This is a genomic window from Balneolaceae bacterium (assembly GCA_034521495.1).
Lineage (GTDB): Bacteria > Bacteroidota > Rhodothermia > Balneolales > Balneolaceae > Rhodohalobacter.
The window spans coordinates 875,208-894,374 of sequence record JAXHMK010000010.1; the positions used below are offsets into that span (position 1 = coordinate 875,208).

The 19,167-nt window shown below is 36.2% G+C and carries 18 protein-coding genes; all 18 read right to left on the bottom strand.

Translation table 11 applies throughout. The features are described 5' to 3' along the window. Window positions 1-4 precede the first annotated feature (4 nt). Complete coding sequence (locus U5K72_12670; protein ID MDZ7719663.1) at window positions 5-1,213, bottom strand: glycosyltransferase; 1,209 nt, start codon at window positions 1,211-1,213, stop codon at window positions 5-7. Further along, complete coding sequence (locus tag U5K72_12675; protein MDZ7719664.1) at window positions 1,210-2,274, bottom strand: glycosyltransferase; 1,065 nt, start codon at window positions 2,272-2,274, stop codon at window positions 1,210-1,212. The genes U5K72_12670 and U5K72_12675 overlap by 4 nt, the downstream gene beginning before the upstream one ends. A 16-nt stretch (window positions 2,275-2,290) precedes the next feature. Next, window positions 2,291-3,025, bottom strand: coding sequence for a hypothetical protein (locus U5K72_12680; protein ID MDZ7719665.1), 735 nt, complete (start codon window positions 3,023-3,025; stop codon window positions 2,291-2,293). A 71-nt stretch (window positions 3,026-3,096) separates the two neighbouring features. Then, window positions 3,097-4,359, bottom strand: a complete 1,263-nt coding sequence (locus tag U5K72_12685; protein MDZ7719666.1) for a hypothetical protein — start codon at window positions 4,357-4,359, stop codon at window positions 3,097-3,099. 65 nt (window positions 4,360-4,424) lie between these two features. Continuing rightward, window positions 4,425-5,261, bottom strand: coding sequence for a class I SAM-dependent methyltransferase (locus U5K72_12690; GenBank protein ID MDZ7719667.1), 837 nt, complete (start codon window positions 5,259-5,261; stop codon window positions 4,425-4,427). Between the two features lie 141 nt (window positions 5,262-5,402). Then, window positions 5,403-6,515, bottom strand: coding sequence for a glycosyltransferase (locus U5K72_12695; protein MDZ7719668.1), 1,113 nt, complete (start codon window positions 6,513-6,515; stop codon window positions 5,403-5,405). 294 nt (window positions 6,516-6,809) lie between these two features. Then, window positions 6,810-7,568 (bottom strand): oligosaccharide flippase family protein, encoded by a 759-nt coding sequence (locus U5K72_12700; protein MDZ7719669.1) that lies wholly within the window; start codon window positions 7,566-7,568, stop codon window positions 6,810-6,812. Between the two features lie 28 nt (window positions 7,569-7,596). Beyond that, window positions 7,597-7,761: a hypothetical protein gene (locus tag U5K72_12705; GenBank protein MDZ7719670.1), complete on the bottom strand. Its 165-nt coding sequence runs from the start codon at window positions 7,759-7,761 to the stop codon at window positions 7,597-7,599. Between the two features lie 163 nt (window positions 7,762-7,924). Next, window positions 7,925-8,770: a GDP-mannose 4,6-dehydratase gene (locus tag U5K72_12710; GenBank protein ID MDZ7719671.1), complete on the bottom strand. Its 846-nt coding sequence runs from the start codon at window positions 8,768-8,770 to the stop codon at window positions 7,925-7,927. Further along, window positions 8,767-9,471: a sugar phosphate nucleotidyltransferase gene (locus tag U5K72_12715; protein MDZ7719672.1), complete on the bottom strand. Its 705-nt coding sequence runs from the start codon at window positions 9,469-9,471 to the stop codon at window positions 8,767-8,769. Before U5K72_12715 ends, U5K72_12710 begins: the two co-directional genes overlap by 4 nt. 36 nt (window positions 9,472-9,507) lie before the next feature. Continuing rightward, on the bottom strand, window positions 9,508-10,692 hold the full coding sequence (locus U5K72_12720; protein ID MDZ7719673.1) for a UDP-N-acetylglucosamine 4,6-dehydratase: 1,185 nt from the start codon (window positions 10,690-10,692) through the stop codon (window positions 9,508-9,510). 97 nt (window positions 10,693-10,789) lie between these two features. Then, window positions 10,790-11,791, bottom strand: coding sequence for a hypothetical protein (locus U5K72_12725; GenBank protein MDZ7719674.1), 1,002 nt, complete (start codon window positions 11,789-11,791; stop codon window positions 10,790-10,792). A 419-nt stretch (window positions 11,792-12,210) separates the two neighbouring features. Continuing rightward, the gene (locus U5K72_12730; protein ID MDZ7719675.1) at window positions 12,211-13,662 is read right to left on the bottom strand and encodes a lipopolysaccharide biosynthesis protein; all 1,452 of its coding nucleotides are present in this window, start codon (window positions 13,660-13,662) and stop codon (window positions 12,211-12,213) included. A gap of 67 nt (window positions 13,663-13,729) precedes the next feature. Next, window positions 13,730-14,935, bottom strand: a complete 1,206-nt coding sequence (locus U5K72_12735; protein ID MDZ7719676.1) for a Wzz/FepE/Etk N-terminal domain-containing protein — start codon at window positions 14,933-14,935, stop codon at window positions 13,730-13,732. Window positions 14,936-15,280: 345 nt separating this feature from the next. Beyond that, window positions 15,281-15,769, bottom strand: coding sequence for a DUF3368 domain-containing protein (locus U5K72_12740; protein ID MDZ7719677.1), 489 nt, complete (start codon window positions 15,767-15,769; stop codon window positions 15,281-15,283). Window positions 15,770-15,774: 5 nt separating this feature from the next. Further along, window positions 15,775-16,047 carry a UPF0175 family protein gene (locus U5K72_12745; protein MDZ7719678.1) on the bottom strand — a complete coding sequence of 91 codons (273 nt, stop codon included), beginning with the start codon at window positions 16,045-16,047 and terminating at the stop codon, window positions 15,775-15,777. A gap of 319 nt (window positions 16,048-16,366) precedes the next feature. Next, window positions 16,367-18,058 (bottom strand): SLBB domain-containing protein, encoded by a 1,692-nt coding sequence (locus U5K72_12750; GenBank protein MDZ7719679.1) that lies wholly within the window; start codon window positions 18,056-18,058, stop codon window positions 16,367-16,369. A 36-nt stretch (window positions 18,059-18,094) separates the two neighbouring features. Further along, complete coding sequence (locus U5K72_12755) at window positions 18,095-18,982, bottom strand: polysaccharide biosynthesis/export family protein (GenBank protein ID MDZ7719680.1); 888 nt, start codon at window positions 18,980-18,982, stop codon at window positions 18,095-18,097. Window positions 18,983-19,167: the final 185 nt, after the last annotated feature.

The following is a 19,167-nucleotide window of genomic DNA, read 5'->3' on the forward strand; positions in this document are numbered from 1 at the left end:
GAAATTATCTGTTATACGTAACAGATTTATACAAATTAATATACTCCTCGTATCGATCTTTACAATCATAAAGTTCTTCAGCTCGTCTCCTACAAGCTGAAGTCATTTCAGGTTTATTTACAGATAAATGTTCTGCGGCCTTCTTTAAGGCTTTTATATCTCCACACGGCACAACCATCCCTGTATTTGAGTCAATGGCTTCAGGACTACCCCCCGTATCATATGTAATCACAGGAGTACCGCAAGCAAGAGCTTCCAGGTTCGTAGTTGGAAAGTTATCTTCATACGTAGGATTCAAAAAAACATCAGCCCGATTATACCACTCAGTCAGCTTTTGAATATTTTCTGTTCGAGTTATTCCCAATATTCCGCTTGGCAATTGTCTTTTTTGTTTTTTTGTCACACCAATTAGTACAATCTGGTATTCTTCAGCAAGCAAATCGTATAATTCTATAAAATCATCCAATCCCTTGCGTTCCTCCCAAATACTGGCGACACCCAATAATACCTTTTTCCCTTTTGTAAGTTTAAGTTCGTTCATGGATTCTTTAATGACTCTGAACTGTGATACATCAATTCCTGAAGGAATTACTTTAACAGGATATTCCTTCAGGAACGATTTTCCTACTAAGTCTTTCAGCCATTGGCTGTGCGTTACGATTGTAGTATTTGGATGACCTGTAAATATCTTTTGTTTATCACTAAAATTTCGAAAACTGTTATCCCAATAGAAACTTTTCGGATAGCTTTGAGTTTGAGGACATTCTTTACAATGTGTTTTCCACTTTTCACATCCTACTTTTGTAAAATAAGCACAATGCCCCGTAAAAGACCAACAATCAAAAAGTGTCCAAACGAGCGGAATTTGCCTCTTTTTTAAATAATTAAACAACACTTCAATGTTTAAATAGTATCCATGCAGATTATGTAAGCCTATGGCATCCGGTTTGATTCGGTCTATTTCCTGGGTCAGCTCAACGGTTGATTTTTTAGATGCGAAACCATGGCGGTCGGCTAGACGAGTATATAAACCATGCCACAATACATCTGCTTTTGTTCCTATCTTGATCAATTCCGACTGACTGTGCCGCTCATTTCGCCCAAAAGCAATGTGGCTTGTATGGCCTTCGCTAATAAGCTGCTTCCCAATGTCCTCAGTTATTCGCCCTGTAGAACCGGTGTTTACAACTGTGTTTATTTGAAGAATTCTCATTTGTTATTCGTGATAAACTCAAAATAATGTTGACTTACTTTTTCAAGGGAAAATTTTTTTACCAATTCTCTTGAAGCTGTACCCTGTCGCTCACGCAATTCTCGATTATCAATTAACCTTTGGAGTTTTTTTATAAAATCATCATCATCAAAAAGAGAAATTAAAAAGCCATTTTCCTTATCAACGATTAAATCGGAAGGTCCGGCAACACAATCGTAACTGACTATCGGCAAACCTGAAGCCATCGCTTCTCCTATAACATTTGGAAATCCCTCTGAACTGGATGTAAACGCAAAGATATCAGCCTTTTCATAATATTTATCAACATTTTTAACTTCACCGGTTAATTTTACACGTTCCTCTAACCCGTATTCTTTTATCTGATCAGACAGTTTACTGTAATTATCCTGCCTTAAAGCATTCCCACCAACGATTATTAATTTCCAACCGGGTGCATTAAGATTTTTGAATATGTTAATTAATCGATCATGATGTTTCGTCTCAATCAAACGGCCCACAGACAAAATGACCTTTTCACTTTTTTCTTTTTTTAGATTAAATCGTGTTTCAATTGGATTCGGAATAACCCTGATGTTATTATGATTAAACAATTCTGAGTAAAATTCTTTCATTTTTGAAGTTTGAGCAATAATTCCTTCTGATTTAGGATATAAGTATTTTCGAAGGAAAGTATGAAACTTACTATAAGAAGCTAAAGGTGAGCATCTGTCTGTAATAAACACCGGAATTGACACACCTAACAACGCTATAAGTACAAAACTGTTCCAAAGCTCACCGAAACTCAGAATACAATCTGGTTTAATTTTATTCACTTTTCTACGAACAAATAAAAGTGTCTTAAATGTATTCCATACTCTTTGATTATTATTGAATTCAAATTCAGGTTTATGAATATGAATTGAATCTGGTATGGTATAAAAAATTTCTCTGTCGATACCATACAATATTACGTGTAAATCAACCTGGCTTTTTTTTGAAAATGATTTTAAAAGAAGTGAGGTTACTCTTTCCATTCCTCCCGCTTGTAATGAATGGATCATAAAACATATCTTCATATCAAAGACTATACCCCTTAGTAACCTGTACTAATTTCTCAAATAACTGCTCAGCTTCTCTAAGCTTTGGATCTCCAGCTAAGATTGCCTTATACTTCTTCTTTTGGTTTCTCCTGTTTTCATTTGGCAGTGAAGAGATAGCATCTTCTTTCATAGTTTCTTTCCTTTTCATTCTTAGTTTATTTTCCAAAACGATGTCGCGAAGATGCTCCTCTTTTATGGTCTTATTCAATTGTATTGTATTAGCCACTATTTGCAGAACTTTTATCTCATCTGTTTTAATCATCTCAAAATTTAAAAGTGTAATATTATAATGATTGTTTAAAACATACTGATAATATTGTAACCACTCATCCAATAACTGTTGAAGTAATATTTCTACATCAGTAGACAAAGGTGAAACAGAACGATTTTTTTTTGTAAACGCAAGAGAGGTGACGGCATCAATCGGCTTTCTAAAAATAATAATACATGGAACACGACGTGATTTTGCCAGCTTCATGCCAGCTATTGTATGCAAGTGGTGAGCAAAAGAAATATTCTCAAAAACCGAAGAAACAACACTTTTTAAATAGGTGTTTCCTGAACGTGGATACCCATCCAAATATAAATCGTCCTTTTTATCAGGCAACTTTATGTTTGGATCAAGCTTATTTTTATTTAAGAAGAACCATATTCGATAGAATAATATATTTCGCTTACACAGTAGTTCAGCCTGATTCCATAAATTTAACATTGTATGTGTTTCACTAATTTAGATTTAGCAAATTACTTAAAACTTTTAAAGTTAGTCATGTTGAAAACTTATTAGAACCTTTCTTCTTTCAAAAAATACTCTATAGAATTTACAGGTCTGAATTGAATCATTAGCCCCATAACCAGATACAGCTCCCTCATTGCAAGCATACTTGAAGAAAAAAGAGAGAATACGATCATAAATATGAGAATTTGAGATGCGAAATATGCTTTTTCCTGTGAAGAGTTCTTGTTTTTCCAAAAAAAATAGTAAAATGTACACAGTACTATTATAAACGATATCCAATAGTAGACACCTCCCTCATAAAGCAATTGAAGATGTGTCATGTGAGCTTTTCCCTCCAACGCTCCCGAATCAATTGCAATCCACTCGGATCCTAATCCTTTACCCACTGGAAATATTTGAGGTAATTGTTCAATATATTTCCGCTGGAAATCAGCCCTGTCTTCCAAAGAAGCATCTTCAATAATGGAATCTGGATTAAAATTCATAAAAAATTCGATCCGTGAATAAACTTGGTCAAACGACTGAAGATTATCTAATATAACACTGTACGGAGACGCCAAAAAAAGTATAATTCCAATTCCTACTACTCCCCCCATTCGAATCATCGGTTTCATCGCATGTTTCAAGCGCCACCTGCCCCTCAACCAAGAGTAAGCAAGTAAAATAAATGTTGTTATAAAAAACAACCCTATAGCAGAACGGGAAAAAGAGATGGCAGTTGTGACAAAAAGCAGCGGATAAAGGTAGTGAAATGTTTTACGAGAACAGAGTACACTGGCAGCAATCATTAATACAACATTCGCCACACCAAAAGTGTTGGGTTGCAGAAAGAAACCGATCGCTCGCCCGCCATATGTTACTCTTGATGCATTAATTTCGGATAGAGGCGCAAACAATGCGGGCATCACTATACTAACGATTCCCACTAATAAATTAAGGATAACAGCCGCTATAATCGCTTTTTTTACCTGTTGTTTATATCGTACAACTGCAATGGCTCCAACCAAAATCTGCGACAGATAGAACAACTGTAATAACAAGGCCGAGGGAGAAATAAAGAAATTGATTATGGAAAAAAAGTAAGGCACCAACACAAGAAAAACCCCAAAAATTATGAATGTTTTTTTCTTTACCAAGGTTCGTCTCCCATAGTAAATAACAGCAATATTCCCTAAAAAAAAGATTGATGTAATGACTGCTACTGAAGTTCCTAACAGATATGCAAACAGTACATACATTTTTACAAAGGTTACCGTACAAGCGATAAATATATAACTACCGGCAATCTGTTCTTTATGTAAAATCATATCGATCTATCCCGTAAGATCTGATCTGCTATCCTTAAGGGGTTATTAGCCATTTGAAAGAAAAATTACTTGACAGCCACCCCATATAATGATGGAATTAGAAATTTGGCAACTTTTTTGATATATCGTTTTGGAAATAATTCAAGAAACTTTTCACAAATTCTAAAATAGATATAGGGCATTCTAAATGTAAACCCTCCCCCATGCCAAAAAGTACGAAATCCCTTATACCCTATATCCTGAAGCATATTATTTATTTCTGTATACGTCCATTCTTTTAAATGGAAGCCTTTTGCTTCATGACAGAAATATTTTGATATATCATGAGGACCTGAATGTGGATGGGGGGTTCGGAATATATATTTACCACCATTCTTGAGTATTCGGTGAACCAATTCAAAATGCAATTTAGTGTCTTCCGGGTGGAAATGCTCTATTAACTGATCACTAAATACAACATCAATAGAGTTACTTTCGATTTCATTTAAATTGTAGCCGTCATATACAATCAATTTGAAGTTTTCCGGAACGCTGTCTTTGGGATTTCGCTGATCAGAAATATCTACTCCAAATATTTTTTTAACATGTTTAGCTACTTTAAATGAAAGCCTGCAATCCCCTGGAGCAAATTCTAAAAATACTGTAGATTTATCCACGTATTTATTAACCAGAGAGAATTTCTCCTCATTTGCTTTTAAAGTAAGTTGATCAGAATTTCTTCTTGTTAATCGTGGATGATCAGGCACTTGTTCGAACAGTTCATCATACATTGTTTCAAAGATTCGTTTTCTCTCCTGACGATCAGCCTTCTTCAATCTTTCAGCAATTGATTTTTCAACTAAATATTGATTCTTGATTTGCTTATAACTACGATTGGGAGGTAGTTTCTTTTTTAAATTCATTAAAAAAATTAGAATAAAAGTTATTGAGATATTGGTAAGTATTTCTGTAAATCTGTTCTTTTAAAATATGTTTTAGAAAACAAACTTTTCATTATACTTGTAAGCTTCGCAGTTATGGAGGCTGTCAAAAAAAGAAGTCAATTAAGTTAGCTTGAGAAACTGATCCACAACATTTTCGATTTTATATTTCCCGGCATCTGAGAATATCTGTTTTTTAGTATAATTACTGGACAAAAACTCAATAATCTTTTTTTTATCAATTTTTTTAGGATCAATCGAAAGTACGGGTCGTCCGGTTAAATAGTAATCTATTAGTTTACTTGGTGATTGCACAGCAGAGTTATTTTCAAAATTCACCAAAAAATCCATCCTTGATAGTTTATTTAATAATTCACTTCTGTCAATGTAATCCTTCAGTACTAATTTACCATTCCCCCGGCCCACATATGATTCCAGCAGTCCTTTTTGGTTTGTAAAAACAATAAATTTAAAATCTACATCTTGTTTTAAAAGAAACTCAACAAAAGGCCTCGGATCTCTTGTGTCTTTATAAAAAGCCCCTGCATAAGCTAAAGTAGGAATAGGATTTTTTTTATAAGCATCTTCATCAATGTTAATTTCATCGAAGTCAAATCCCTGCGGAATAACTTTAAGTTTATTTTTAAATTCATCGTAATATGCTTCTTTTGCTTCCTCTTTCGGGATGGATATATAATCTGCTTTTCTGCAAAAGTTTTTTTCAAAAAATGAAAAATAAAACGGCTTTCTAAATGAATACATTTGCTGCCCCATATATGGATCTCCACAATCAGCAATCCATGTATTTGCAATTCTGTGTTTTTTAGTTCTTGCCGAGGCTGTCCCCCAGTGAATGGTATGCGGATGTGCAATTGAAATCAGCAGATCGTAATGATCTTCATGTTTCAGTTTTTCCTTTACTCTAAACATTAATTCAATATTCGGGTATTCAAAAAATTGCAATAATATTCGATTTATAATCTTCTTTACCCCCAGTGTTACCATGTTACCGGAAATGTTGAATCTTTTAAAAAGTAAAGGGCCTAAATTTTCAATGTTTATATTAAATTTTTCTTCTAAACTTCCGAGCTGATTTTCATGAGTTATGGTTAATAATTTAATATCATGTCCTCTTTTTGAAAGTTCTTTTACAAGTTCAGTAGTTCTGAAGGATCTTGGAGTTTGCTTTGGATAAAATGACTTAGAGACAATTAAAATCTTTTTCTTTTTACTCATTTAAAACTCAACTATTACTTACTCACTATTACATTCCATAATCTGCTGAAACTATTCCTGTAATCATTACAAACTTGAGCCTCAATTTGGCTGCAATTAATATAATTTCAAATAACATTAACGTTTAAATATTCCTTTTTTAAAAATTGGAATTGCTACACTCAAATAATTAAGATTGAAAAATCTGGAAGTGGTTATTAAAAAAAAACATGAACAAACCAAATGTTACAACCAATTCCCATCCTCTTGAAAGATTTTCCATATATATCGAAAGTAGGCTGATGACAATCATAACTATGAATGAAATATAATTTTTGCAAGAAAATTTATTGGAACGAGGTTTTTAAAACTCCACTGCATTTTCTCAGCCACGAACAGTATAAGCCAGATGGCTTTAAATATGGATAGCAGTACAACCATCAGGCCAATTAAAAAGGGAGTTCCTTCAAAAAAAATGACTCCATAACCCATCATCCATATCAATCCCGCAACAACGAGATGAACAAATGAATAAAACTTTGTTTCTCCCATCGCTAAAATGACGGGTGTAAACATAATGATGTTAAAAAAATTAATAAATAAAGCTAATCTGAAGTAAATAATGGAACCGTAATAATTTTCACCATATAAAATAATGACAACATTTTCTGCATAGAACAGAAAATAAAGTAACAACGGGTAAATGATCAGGGCAGATTTTTTCCATGCACTTTTCCAGACAGCCAGAATTTTATCACCACTATCTGGATTCTCCATCTTCTTAGAAAATAAAGGCAGTAAAACCGCCGAAGTGGCTCCGGCAATCATACCTACAAAGGGCAATTGAATAAATCCATTCGCATACTCTGCAAAAACTTCCTCACCAAAATAACGGCTGATATAAAACTTGTCTGCACTTCGAAACATGATGCCATAGATACTGGCTGTCATTAAAGGAACACTATATGCAAATATCTCTTTATAACTGATTCCGCTAATTGAGGATAAGCTTTTTTCAAACGGCCTGTATTTTAAAAAAAGTGCTATAACAAATGAAAATGCAGAGGCGATAATCCATCTATAGTGTGTTTTTACGAGGACATCAACCGGCTATCCTGTCGGTTTTATCGATCAACGAAATCTCCTGAACCAAAGGCTGCCAGTCAATGATCCAGTCAAGCTTTGCCAGATGTTTAGAGAGGTTACAGATTTTTCGCCTGGTTGAAAGCAGGGCGTCGCCAAAGCTGAGTTGGTTGTCATCAATCATAAAAACTATAAATTTGAATAAAAATTTAGTTTAACCAATAATTAATGAATCCAAAATAAAAAATCATGTATTTAGAGGATTTTGCCTATGGCTCTTTTTATATGTTTATAATTTTTAATATGAGCTAGAAAAATGGCAGAAATCATTTTAATTGGAAACATAATTATTGCTCAAAAAATGATTTAATACCCTGTTCTAATGATATTTTAGGATGCCAATTCAACATTCTTTTTGCTTTTTGGATGTTTGCTTCAGAACACAATATTTCTCCCTCTCTGTATTCGTTTTTGAAAACTATTTCAAAATATTTCGGTGAGTATCTCTGAATTAAAGCAACTAATTTTTCAACATCAGTTGAGTTTCCTGTACCTAGATTAAATACTTCAAAAGAAGTAGAGTTATAGTCTAATCCTTTAATAATTGCTCTCAATACATCATCGATATGAATAAAATCTCTTTTTGGTCTTGGATCATTAAGCGTAATTACCTCATTCTTTTTGATTTTATCTAAAATCTCAGGGATCAAGAAAGAACCATTTTGTCCCGGCCCATAAACGTTGAACAAGCGAAATGCTATTGATGGCACATTAAAGTCACGTGCATAGGCTTCACAAAGTTGTTCTGATTGCATCTTACTTTGAGCATATGGATTATGCGGGTTTAAAGGGTGCTTTTCATCCACCGGTATGTATTGTGGACATCCATAAAAATAAGAACTCAAAAAAATCATTCTGGCTTTCCATTTTCTAGCAAGCTCAAGGGCATTAAGCGTAGCCAAATAATTAGTCTTGTAGAAATCCATTGGATTTTTAAATGAATTTGGCACGAATGTTTTTGCTGCTAAATGGACGATTACTTTACAAGGCTCTAAACCTTTAACAGAACTCCATTTTGTAATATCTATGCCTTTTTCCCGACTTATAACAGCAACCTCATGCCGTTCCTCCTTTAACTTTCTAACAAGATGTGACCCTATAAATCCAGAAGCACCCGTGACAGCTATTCTCATACCAAACTGAAGTTCGGTTCTTGAATTTTATTTGTCGCTATTTCGTAGTCTGACGGCCGCCCAATATCCAACCAATAGCCCTTGTGCTCTTGTACAATAGGTGGTTTATTTACATCGAGTAACTTGTACATCAAATGATCGAAACCAAAGAAAGTGTCTTTTGGGATATACTGCATTACTTTTTTATTAATCATATACACCCCCATGCTTACCATAAATTCATAAGTTGGTTTCTCTTCAAAACGGGTTAGCCGATTGTTGTCATCATAATGCAATAGCCCATAATCAACTGATTCCTCCCTCCTTTGCATTGATATTGTAAAGATTGATTTCTTATCTATATGATTTTGCCAAAACTCTGAAAAATCTAAGTCTGTTAGTACATCTCCATTCATTACAAGAAAGTTGTCGGGCAGGTCAGGTATAAGTGTAAGTGGTCCCATCGTACTGAGGGGCTTGCTTTCCATAGTATAGTCTATTTTGACACCCCATTTACTTCCATCACCAAAGAAAGCTTTAATAACGTCAGCCATATGATTTATAGTGAGGGTGATATGGGTGAAACCATATCTCTTTAACTGTATCACAATTAATTCTAAAATAGGTTTATCACCTAATGGCACGAGCGGCTTCGGCATTGCAATGGTGTAAGGGCGGAGTCTTGTACCTTTTCCGCCAGCTAAAATTATTGCTCTTTTCATAGTCTTTTCACTTAAGGTTAAATAGACATATTAAATTTACATTTTAGAGTCAAGATTTTTTCCTTTTTCTTCGTGCTCAAAATTGGGCAAAACATAAAGTAATAGATCTATTAGTTCTTCTTTCGACCACTGTCCTTTTTGTTTGAGGGCGTAAATTGAATCCAAAAAATTATCTAATTTCTCGAATTCAGGTTTTAACTTACTATTAATCACGCCAAAATCCTGAAAGGAAACAAAATCTGGTTCCTCATCTTTTGTGTAAAATTCTTCAAAGGTCTTTTCACCGGTTGTGTTACTTGGCGCGAACAAACACGGCCATTGGCCTGCAGACGTTAATTCTTCAATTTTATTTCGTGCTTCATCTTCAGAACTAACTAAGTAAGGTTCATATCCTGCGTATTTAAGGTAAGACATAGCAATGTCGGTAAATTTAATCAGATGCTCATCACCGAGTATCGGAAAAAAAACATCCCTGTTTTTACCTAGTACTGTAGAAAAGAGGCAAATAGCTCCAGCTTCCTGTGGTGTTACAAAATACCGTTTTACATCATTAGGTGCTACGATCGGTTGCCGCTTAGCTAGTCGCTGCTTAAAACTGTGCAAAAGTGAGCCATCGGAAAAAGCAACATTTGCAAAACGGGCCGTTGATATATTGATTTTTTCACTATCCAGCATCAGAAATAGTTCCATAATTCGTTTTGTAGCCCCCATCATATTAACGGGGTTTGCAGCCTTATCTGTTGATACAGCAAAGTATTTTTTTGAACCGATTTCTTTCGCCCAGGAAGTTATTTTTAAACTATTGAGGATGTTAGTCTCAATCATGCGCATTAGGGTAAATGGGTCTTTTTCACTACGCACATGTTTAAGAGCCGTTAGATTCAGCACATAATCGAAATCAGTTTGTGTGTTCGTGTAAGCATCAAACTGCCAAGAAGCAATATCGAGGGCAAAAGTCCTAAATTCACCTTCAATATATCCAAATGAACTTCGAATGTCCCGAACCAATTCAACTAGATTGTTTTCGGAAATATCCACTACGTGTAACTTTTTGGGATTACGTTTAAATATTTCTTTGGTTATAGCCTGACCGATTGAACCTGCTCCACCCAAAACCAAAAACGAAGAGGATGCTACATTGTGCTTTAATTCCGATCCGTACCGTTTAAAATCCTCCTGAAAAAGAGATTTTTTTCTTCTAATTAATTGAAGAATATCCATATGAAGCTAAAAAAATAAATTGATTAACAATATTTCTGAATAGGTTTAATTCCATTGTATTTTATTGCTTAAAATATTTCAATTGTGCAAAACATTATTATCCATAGATTGAAAAGTAACTTTCAAACCATTTTTTTGATAAATTATTCCAGCTTGAGATTTCTAAAAGCTTTTCTTTATTGTGAAGTTTTGCCAATTCTTTTTCTGCATTTAAGTTAATAAGTGTTTTTTTTAAGCGAATAGAAATCGTATCAAAATTAACAGATTTCATATAAACATCACTATTTGTTAGTTCTGAATACGACAACCACTCACCGTATAAAACAATAGTACCAGATGCCAATTGCTCTTGCAAATAAAATGAAAAGGCATCACTTGTTTGCATTGTTATGTATATATCCGTTAAAATGGTTAACGATATAAAAGCTTCTTCATTTAGATATTTATCTAGCAATAAATGTTCTACACCTAATTGATCTAATTCTTCTATTATTTCTTTCTTGTAAAGACGATCAATACCGTAGGTTAACGGGATAACAAATATACATCTAATCGATTCTAGATATTCACTTATCCCTTTTAAGCTTCTTAATATTTCCAGGTGCTGTTGTGATTTACTTCCATTGTTTCCTATGATTATTACTTTTTTATTGTGAAAATCGAAATTTGGAAAAATGTGTTTCAAATTTTTCGTAGCGATATTTGTATTCCCTCTTTCCATAAAGCGCGCAATTTTATCTACACCATCAACACCAAATTTACACTGGAAAACTTTTGTATTAATTTTCAAATTTTGAATCTTATTATGAATTTCTGTGCTAATTGTTCTTACTTGATCTACTTTTTTTAAAATTCTTTTTTGTTTTCTGATTTCTTCATCACTTGCTCTGAGTATGTCACTTCCCCAATGCGTTACACATATTTTTTTATCAAATTTTAATAAAGAATTAACGATTGAGGCATAAAAAGAATTGAAAGAATGAAAGTCAACTATATCAAAGTGTTTAGCAATTTTTATCACCCAATACTTTCTAAATATTCTTAATAATAGACCCCTCAATTTGGGAATTTTAAGAATAAGCTTAACAAGTGAATACATTCTTTTATTAGGCAGGTAGCATCCATCGTAAGAAAAATCAACGGTGTTAAGAGTAGTAATTACTATTCCCTTGTTCCTCATTTCTAACCTTAATCGATCTATTAAGGTTTTATGATTCGAGAATCTGTATAGAAGCAGTACTTTCATTTAATGAGGTAAAATAATATCTAATTAAGTCAAAATTTCTGCATATAGTATATAGAACCACTGTCACGTTTTACCACATCGAAGCTGCCGCTCTAAGCGATGTTAAATTCATTCTGTTAATAGGCAACTGCGTATGTCTCCAACAGGAACATCGTACGTCCACAATACTCATTCTATCTTAAACGGAATTTGATTGCTGTTCTCAAAAAAGGTCAGTTTCCCGCGGGGTCTTGGATTTTAGGCAGATTTATTATCCTAACTTCTTTAATCATTTATTTTTTTGTTGACGCCCATTTTTCCAACCCTCCCTTTTTTAAATATTTATAGCCATCTACATTGAATAATTCATACAAAATAATACTGATAATTGCCCCTACCAAAATTTGAACTGAAACTAAAATCAAAATATTCACCTCGAAATAAAATGGCATCATATAAATGGCAAAATACATAATTGAACTTACCAGCACTGCTGCAGTAAAGTCTTTAACCTGTACCAAAGTACCATAGCTTATCGTTTTACCTCCATAATGACTTATCAACCAAAAAGAAAAAAACTGATGAACTATCATAACATACAGCATTACCTTAATACCAATAAATATTACAGATAAAATCACAGGAATTGCCATAAACTTCCTTGCAATTCCAATATTTAATATGATATCAGACTTTCCTGCAACTTTTAACATATTTGAGTTCAGGGCATCTAATGGATAAAATATTGCTGAAAAACATAATATTTTCAAAAACTCTCCTGTGAGCCTCCATTCTTCCCCAAGTAACAGTACCGAAAAATTTTCGGCAACAGCAGATAATCCAAATAGTAATGTTATGGTCACCAAAGAAATTATCTTTGTTAGCTTTCTATAGGCCTGTTTAAGGCGCTTCGGGTCATCCTGAATATTGGATAAAACAGGGTACGTTACTTTCTGAACAATCCCGGTAATACCTTTTGAAGGGAAATTTTTAAACCCATCTGCTTTTGTGTAATGCCCAAGCTGCTCGGCACTATAATATTTTCCAATTATTAAATAGTATATGCTCAGATATATTTGGCCAATTATCCCATGTACTGCAAGTCTGCTACCAAAAGAAAACATCTCTTTAAATGACTGTTTGCTAAACGTGAACTTGGGAACCCACTTACTCCAAAACCAATAAAGAATCAAGGTAAAAAGACTTATTAATAATGTTTTGGCTACCAGGCTCCATACACCAAAACCATAAAAAGCCATGGCAATCGCAATTACACCTGCTATTACAGAAGCAATAACATCAACCTTTGTTAACAGTTTAAAATCAAGCTCTTTGGTTAACTTAGCTTTTTGAATCAGTATAAAGGCATTAATGATTAATGTAATACTCAAAACCCTTACCAAACTGACCAATTCTGGTTCATTATAAAATTGAGCGATCAATCCTGCACTGAAGAATAAGATGAGGTAGAGTCCAAAACTCATTCCCACGTTAAAGAAAAAAGCAGTAGAGTAATCTTCTTCAGTACAGTTGGGATTTCGAATTAATGCGTCTTTCAAACCACTGTTAACAAGTGTGCTGGACAGTGCAATGAATATGGTTAACATACCAATTAATCCAAATTCTCTTGGAGACAATAAACGGGCTAATATAATACCAACTATAAATGCATTAATTTGGACAGAAAAATTCTGGATAAAGCTCCAGAATACACCATTTACGGTTTTTTCCCTTAAGTTCTTCAATTAAAAAAAATGAAATTAACTAGATATGTTGTTACAGAGTCTTATCCAATTTCTTGTTTGCTTATAATTAGCGCTCACTAATTTTAAAATATACCGTCTCAAAAAAAGGACGTAGCAAGACAATACCTGAACCAACAATAGTCCCAATAACAATAAAAACTGCCAGAATAAAGGTTCTCTGAGGCTCACTTTTTCTATCGGGCACAGCTGCCGGTTCCAGAACATTAATCACCGGTGTTTCTTCCTGTAATTTAATACGGGCCTGTTCCAGCCGCTCAGCCAGGGAGTTATAAATATTAAAGGCAAGGTTATATTGGCTTTGCAATAACTGCTCTTCTGTTCGGGCCATGGCGGTAAGCTGTCCTCTGTTTGCATCGTTAAAAGCCGCCAGTTCCTGCTGGGCTGCTTCAAAACGTTTCCTTGCTTCCTCAAAACGTTCCTCTATAAATTCTACATCTTGTCTTGTCTTTTCCGTTCGCTTTTCAATAATATACTCCGATAGCATCTGCACAACCTCATCAGCTACATCAGCGGCAATAACGGGGTCCTGCATTTTTACACTCACTGATACCACTCCTGTCTCTGTATCCTGATTTATTTCAATACGATTCCGAATATTCCGAAGAATGTTCCATTCCTTTTCAGACATTCTAACCAAACGTTCCAATTTATCCTGGTTACCGATAGTCCTGTCAACAGATGTGGGTGTATCTCCCCCACTTGAGGACAGCCAATTTTTAATGGTAAACGGCAGCATAACCGTATATTTAGCCACTTGTGAAATAAAAGAACTTTTTTGATACTCGGAGAAATATTCTTCAAGTGTTACTACCTGGTCACTTTCCGCAACCTGCAACTCGTATCTCATTAACTCTTGAAGAAAAATGTTGCTCTGAATAACGGAAGGATAAACGTTTACAGATAATGCGTCCCCGCTTTGAATATCGGAAGAAGAAAAACCAAATTGCTGAGCAAGTCCGCCAAGCCCTCCTAAGGAAATATCTTGTTGAGTTTCAGGAAGAAGCTTCACTTCAGACGTGTATTCCTCAACACTTACAAGTGCCACAAATAATCCCAAAACAAAAAATACTGCAAGAGTCTTAAGTATCGTTCTGCGTCCCTTCCAAAACTTATCAACAAGCTCCAACAGATCGATTTCATCATCTACTTCAACATCTCTGATATCCACCGGTATATATCGAATCTCGGGTTTGGCTTTACCAGATCTGTTGCTGTCTTCAGAATTATGATGTTCCGTTGATTCGTTACTCATGTTTCAAGGTTCGGGTTACAAGATTCAAGTTGTGCAGGGATGTAAGTTTAGGTTTAAATTTTATGCTGAAGATTTTGACAAAGTCAGGGTATGCTGATTTAAATATAGCGGCACTTTTGATATGCGATTTCTGATATACGATATTCGATCTCTGATCTGTCGGTTTGGTCCTTATGGAACTCGTTTATTGCTATTTGCTTTTCACAGTACCGATACCTCGGGTCCTACTGTTAATTGTTCACTATTTCCCTTCTCAAGTTTGACAAACCGCAAAGGTACACAAAGATCGTCCATCATAAAGTTCAATAATTCAACAAAGTCGCTGTTTCAAAACTTATAAATTTTTTATTCGCCTGCAATTTTTCCGGCTTCACGTATGATTTCATCAGAGAACCAATAGCCATTTTTTCGCATTAGTCTTAACAGATCAGTAACATTGGAAATGGCTCCTTCTTTTTTTGCTTTCAACAGAATACCAATCGAGCCGGTAACATTTAATTTAAGCTGCTTTGCCGCTTCTCTTCCAAGCTTGTCATCCATTAACAATAAAACCGGTTTGTTGTATGTATATGCAAGTTCTATAACCTCCCTTTCACCCTGGTCTAAATCCTGAATCGCCGGTTCAATTTTTTTTATTCTGAGAATTTCTTTGCTTATCAAAATGAATTCATCTAAAGCTTTATCTATTTCGCGGCTTTCCTTACCAATTTTAGCCATTAATTCTCTGTATACTTTCGTTGGTATCCGGACTTGTTCAAACAAAACATGTAACAAATCAAGATGCTTAATCTTGGCGAGAGCGATGATAGGCCCTGTATCGGCAATCAGTGTCATTTAATTTAAAGTTTATCGAGTGTTTCGATATCACGCTTCAATTCTTTTGCAATGTCTTCATCAGAATAATTAAAAACACTCACTTTATATCTGTTGCAGGCATCAAAGAAATCAGGTTTTGACATTTCTGCAAATTCTGCGGCTTTCCCGGAAGATATTTTGCCAAGTTCAAACATTTTTAAAGCCGCCATCAAACGTATATGATCCTCAAGTTCATCTTTTGTAAGATGAACTGCACGTTCGAAACCGGAAGGATATTTTATGGTTATATCAGACATTTATACATGGGTGTGAAGTTACTGGGTAAAATCGCCAATCATTCATCAAGGATCAAGATTGCGCTGTTTGATTTTCTTCAATGTTGGTTGTTCGATGTTAGTTGGAATTTGTTAGTTATTTATTGTCAGTTATTGGTTGGATGTTGATTTGAAATTTTGTCACCTACCTACTGTCAACTGCATATTACAACAAGCTTATTGGAATTTATGAACTGCTAATTATTCACGTCTGCCGTTTGACGTTGATCCTACCAAAGCCGGCGTTTTGTCATCAGACTTTGATAGTAGTTTCGCACTCTGTCAGATCCCTTAACTCGAATCACCTGGCAACTCGGTCAAGAGCAATAATCAACGAGGTGGTCATACTGACAATAGCAGCAGATATTGAAACGATTTCACCGGTATTCATTCCTTCACGATCCGGTTTGGCCGGAATAATGATATGGGCTCCTGGTTCAATCGGTGGAGAATTTTTGATCAAGCCAAATATATAGCTCTTCCTGCGGTCCACATCTCCGTTGGCGTACACTACATACACTCTTTTTTTCTTGGCATTCGCAGCAAATCCGCCGGCAGTGTCAATATAGTATCCAAGATTTGCTCCATCCTGATACCGAACTTCCACGTCCTGCATCACGGCCCCGCTGATGGCCACCGTTTGCAGCTCCTGCGGAACCCGTAACACGTCACCATGCCTCAGGTACAGGTCATCCCTGGAACCGGGATTGCGGAGGATCGATGCAAGATCGATACCGATACGGCTCTCTGTTGAACGTCGGTTTCCGGCTGCACGAACAGAATCATTCTGCAAGGAGCGAAAATCCTGTGTATTTAACTGTGTTCGCTGCTGAACAATATTGGCACTACTGGTTTCTTCACTTTCTTCTCCGGACTGCTCTTCAGATTCACCACTTCCATTCTGGCTCAATCCGGTTTGATCTTCATTAATAATCTCTTCAGAACTCAAAAAATCAAATTCAATTTGGGGCCTGTCTATGGCTGTGTGTTGTCTGACTAACCGGGCACCATCCACATAAGCTTCGTTGGTCAACCCTCCGGCTCGTTCAATCAGGTCTGATATTCGTTCATTCCGGTCTTGTATGGTATAGGTACCGGGGTACATCACCTCGCCTTCAATAGATACTTTTTGCTGCTCCTGGTAATTGGGCCGCCGGTGGATATACACTTGGTCGAACGGCTGAAGCTCGAACGTTTTGTCCTGTTCATCCAATTCCAGGTTTCGGGATACATTAAACGTAAAAATTTCGGCCAACTGCTCTCCACGCTGGTCCGGTGCCGCTTCCCCGAGAATTCTCCGGGATACTTCTATTCGGGCCTCTGAAGCTGCATCCGTAAACCCGTCTGCTTTTAAAATAAGGTCTTCAAGTGTCATACTTTGCCGGTAGTTGTACTCGCCAGACTGACGAATGGCTCCTCCAATCTGCACCGATTGTTCCCCTTCCAATTCATGAATACTCCGTATCAACACCTGGTCCTCCCGATTTAGGGGAATATCATACCGTTCAGGATTTTCAAGTACGTTAGAAACATTGAACGAAATCTGTTCGAGCGAATAATCATCATTTAGCCTGTTAATCAATCCCCGCGACCTGAAAGCATCGGGCCGTAATCCCTCCGCCTCCATAATCAAATCATAAAGGGTCATTCCTTCTTTAAGTTCGAACTCCCCTCCTCTCCAAACAGCTCCTTCTATCCTCACGCGATTTTCAAAACGGTTCAGGATTCTGTCAACATAAATTACATCCCCGTTTTGAACCTGAAATGTTTCGAATTGATCCTGGTTAACCGTAACAATGCGCCGGTCAGTTGCCGTATTTCGATGAATACGAATCTGGCGTGTATAAGCCTGATCTGAAAAATCGCCGGCGTAGCGAATCAGATCACTAAGAGTTTCTTCATCTTTCACTTCAAAGTAGAGATCGCTTCTCTTCACCTCACCTTTTACCTCCACCCGGTTGATCGTAGGGCGGAACCTGGATAACGTCTCCATCGAGCAGGCGAATATTTCCTGTTTGAATACCTTTTACTAAATAGTTGTATAGATCCAGTTCGGCAACAACCTCGTTATTTCTGATGACACGTATGTTGCGGTATGAGCCGTCTTCCCGGGACCTCCTCCCCTGTACAAGGCGTTAAAAACGGTAGCGTTCGATGCAATTGTATAATCACCGGGATTGGTAACCTCGCCAATCATAGATACCTGGATGGTTCGAAGCCTGTCTATGGCAACTCTTGCAAATGTGGTTTGTTCATTCTCATCACCGCGTAAGCCTGAATAAAGCTGCTCAAGCTGTTGTATGATCCGGTCATTCGCTTCCTCAAGAGTTAGCCCGGACACAAAAATCGGACCGATATTATCAATAAAAACGGATCCCTCCGGGTTTACGGACAGCCGGTATGTATTGGTTTGATCCCCCCAGATATGGATGACCAGTTCATCACCCGCACCAAGCATATAGTTGACAGGGGTTGCCATATTTAATGTGGGTGAAAACTCAGTTTCCCGAAACCGGAAAATCTGGGAGCCGAATGTTTTACGCATCTCTTCGGTCTCTATCCGTTCCGGCCGTTCAAACTCACGGGCGATATCATATTCTTCTTCAGAAGCAGCTTCGCCGGCACCCTCAGCCCCACCACTTTCCATTTGAAGCTGCCGAATACGGGTTCTCAACTGGTTGGCAACCGATGAAGAAAGGCCGCGCGCCTGTGCCATCTGAAGTGCCTGGTCAATGGTCAATCCCTCCTGTTCTGCACGAGCAATCGCGGCTCTTAACTGAGTATCCGAGATATCGGAAGATTGTATGCTGGTTAAATCTGCGGAATCTAAACCGGCTTGAGCATTGGATATATTTGGAACTACAAATAGAAGGGATATGGCAATCAATAAAATTGCAGCAAGTCTTTGTTGGATCATGCTCTGCTTTGTGAACTAATTACGTTTGAATGAGAGAACGGAGAATATATAAAAATCAAAATATTTAAGAATCGTAAATATAACAATTCCATCATTTGATAAGAAGAATTGTTTTAAAAGTTAGTGAATACTACTATGTCAACATTAGATTGTCGTGGACACAAAGACTTCGGAAGTCTGCTTTA

Excerpts from the sequence above, each read along its gene's own strand:
- U5K72_12670 (MDZ7719663.1), bottom strand. The coding sequence starts at position 1,213 with ATGAGAATTCTTCAAATAAACACAGTTGTAAACACCGGTTCTACAGGG.
- U5K72_12675 (MDZ7719664.1), bottom strand. The coding sequence starts at position 2,274 with ATGATCCATTCATTACAAGCGGGAGGAATGGAAAGAGTAACCTCACTT.
- U5K72_12680 (MDZ7719665.1), bottom strand. The coding sequence starts at position 3,025 with ATGTTAAATTTATGGAATCAGGCTGAACTACTGTGTAAGCGAAATATA.
- U5K72_12685 (MDZ7719666.1), bottom strand. The coding sequence starts at position 4,359 with ATGATTTTACATAAAGAACAGATTGCCGGTAGTTATATATTTATCGCT.
- U5K72_12690 (MDZ7719667.1), bottom strand. The coding sequence starts at position 5,261 with ATGAATTTAAAAAAGAAACTACCTCCCAATCGTAGTTATAAGCAAATC.
- U5K72_12695 (MDZ7719668.1), bottom strand. The coding sequence starts at position 6,515 with ATGAGTAAAAAGAAAAAGATTTTAATTGTCTCTAAGTCATTTTATCCA.
- U5K72_12705 (MDZ7719670.1), bottom strand. The coding sequence starts at position 7,761 with ATGATTGATGACAACCAACTCAGCTTTGGCGACGCCCTGCTTTCAACC.
- U5K72_12710 (MDZ7719671.1), bottom strand. The coding sequence starts at position 8,770 with ATGAGAATAGCTGTCACGGGTGCTTCTGGATTTATAGGGTCACATCTT.
- U5K72_12715 (MDZ7719672.1), bottom strand. The coding sequence starts at position 9,471 with ATGAAAAGAGCAATAATTTTAGCTGGCGGAAAAGGTACAAGACTCCGC.
- U5K72_12720 (MDZ7719673.1), bottom strand. The coding sequence starts at position 10,692 with ATGGATATTCTTCAATTAATTAGAAGAAAAAAATCTCTTTTTCAGGAG.
- U5K72_12725 (MDZ7719674.1), bottom strand. The coding sequence starts at position 11,791 with ATGTATTCACTTGTTAAGCTTATTCTTAAAATTCCCAAATTGAGGGGT.
- U5K72_12735 (MDZ7719676.1), bottom strand. The coding sequence starts at position 14,935 with ATGAGTAACGAATCAACGGAACATCATAATTCTGAAGACAGCAACAGA.
- U5K72_12740 (MDZ7719677.1), bottom strand. The coding sequence starts at position 15,769 with ATGACACTGATTGCCGATACAGGGCCTATCATCGCTCTCGCCAAGATT.
- U5K72_12745 (MDZ7719678.1), bottom strand. The coding sequence starts at position 16,047 with ATGTCTGATATAACCATAAAATATCCTTCCGGTTTCGAACGTGCAGTT.
- U5K72_12750 (MDZ7719679.1), bottom strand. The coding sequence starts at position 18,058 with ATGGAGACGTTATCCAGGTTCCGCCCTACGATCAACCGGGTGGAGGTA.
- U5K72_12755 (MDZ7719680.1), bottom strand. The coding sequence starts at position 18,982 with ATGATCCAACAAAGACTTGCTGCAATTTTATTGATTGCCATATCCCTT.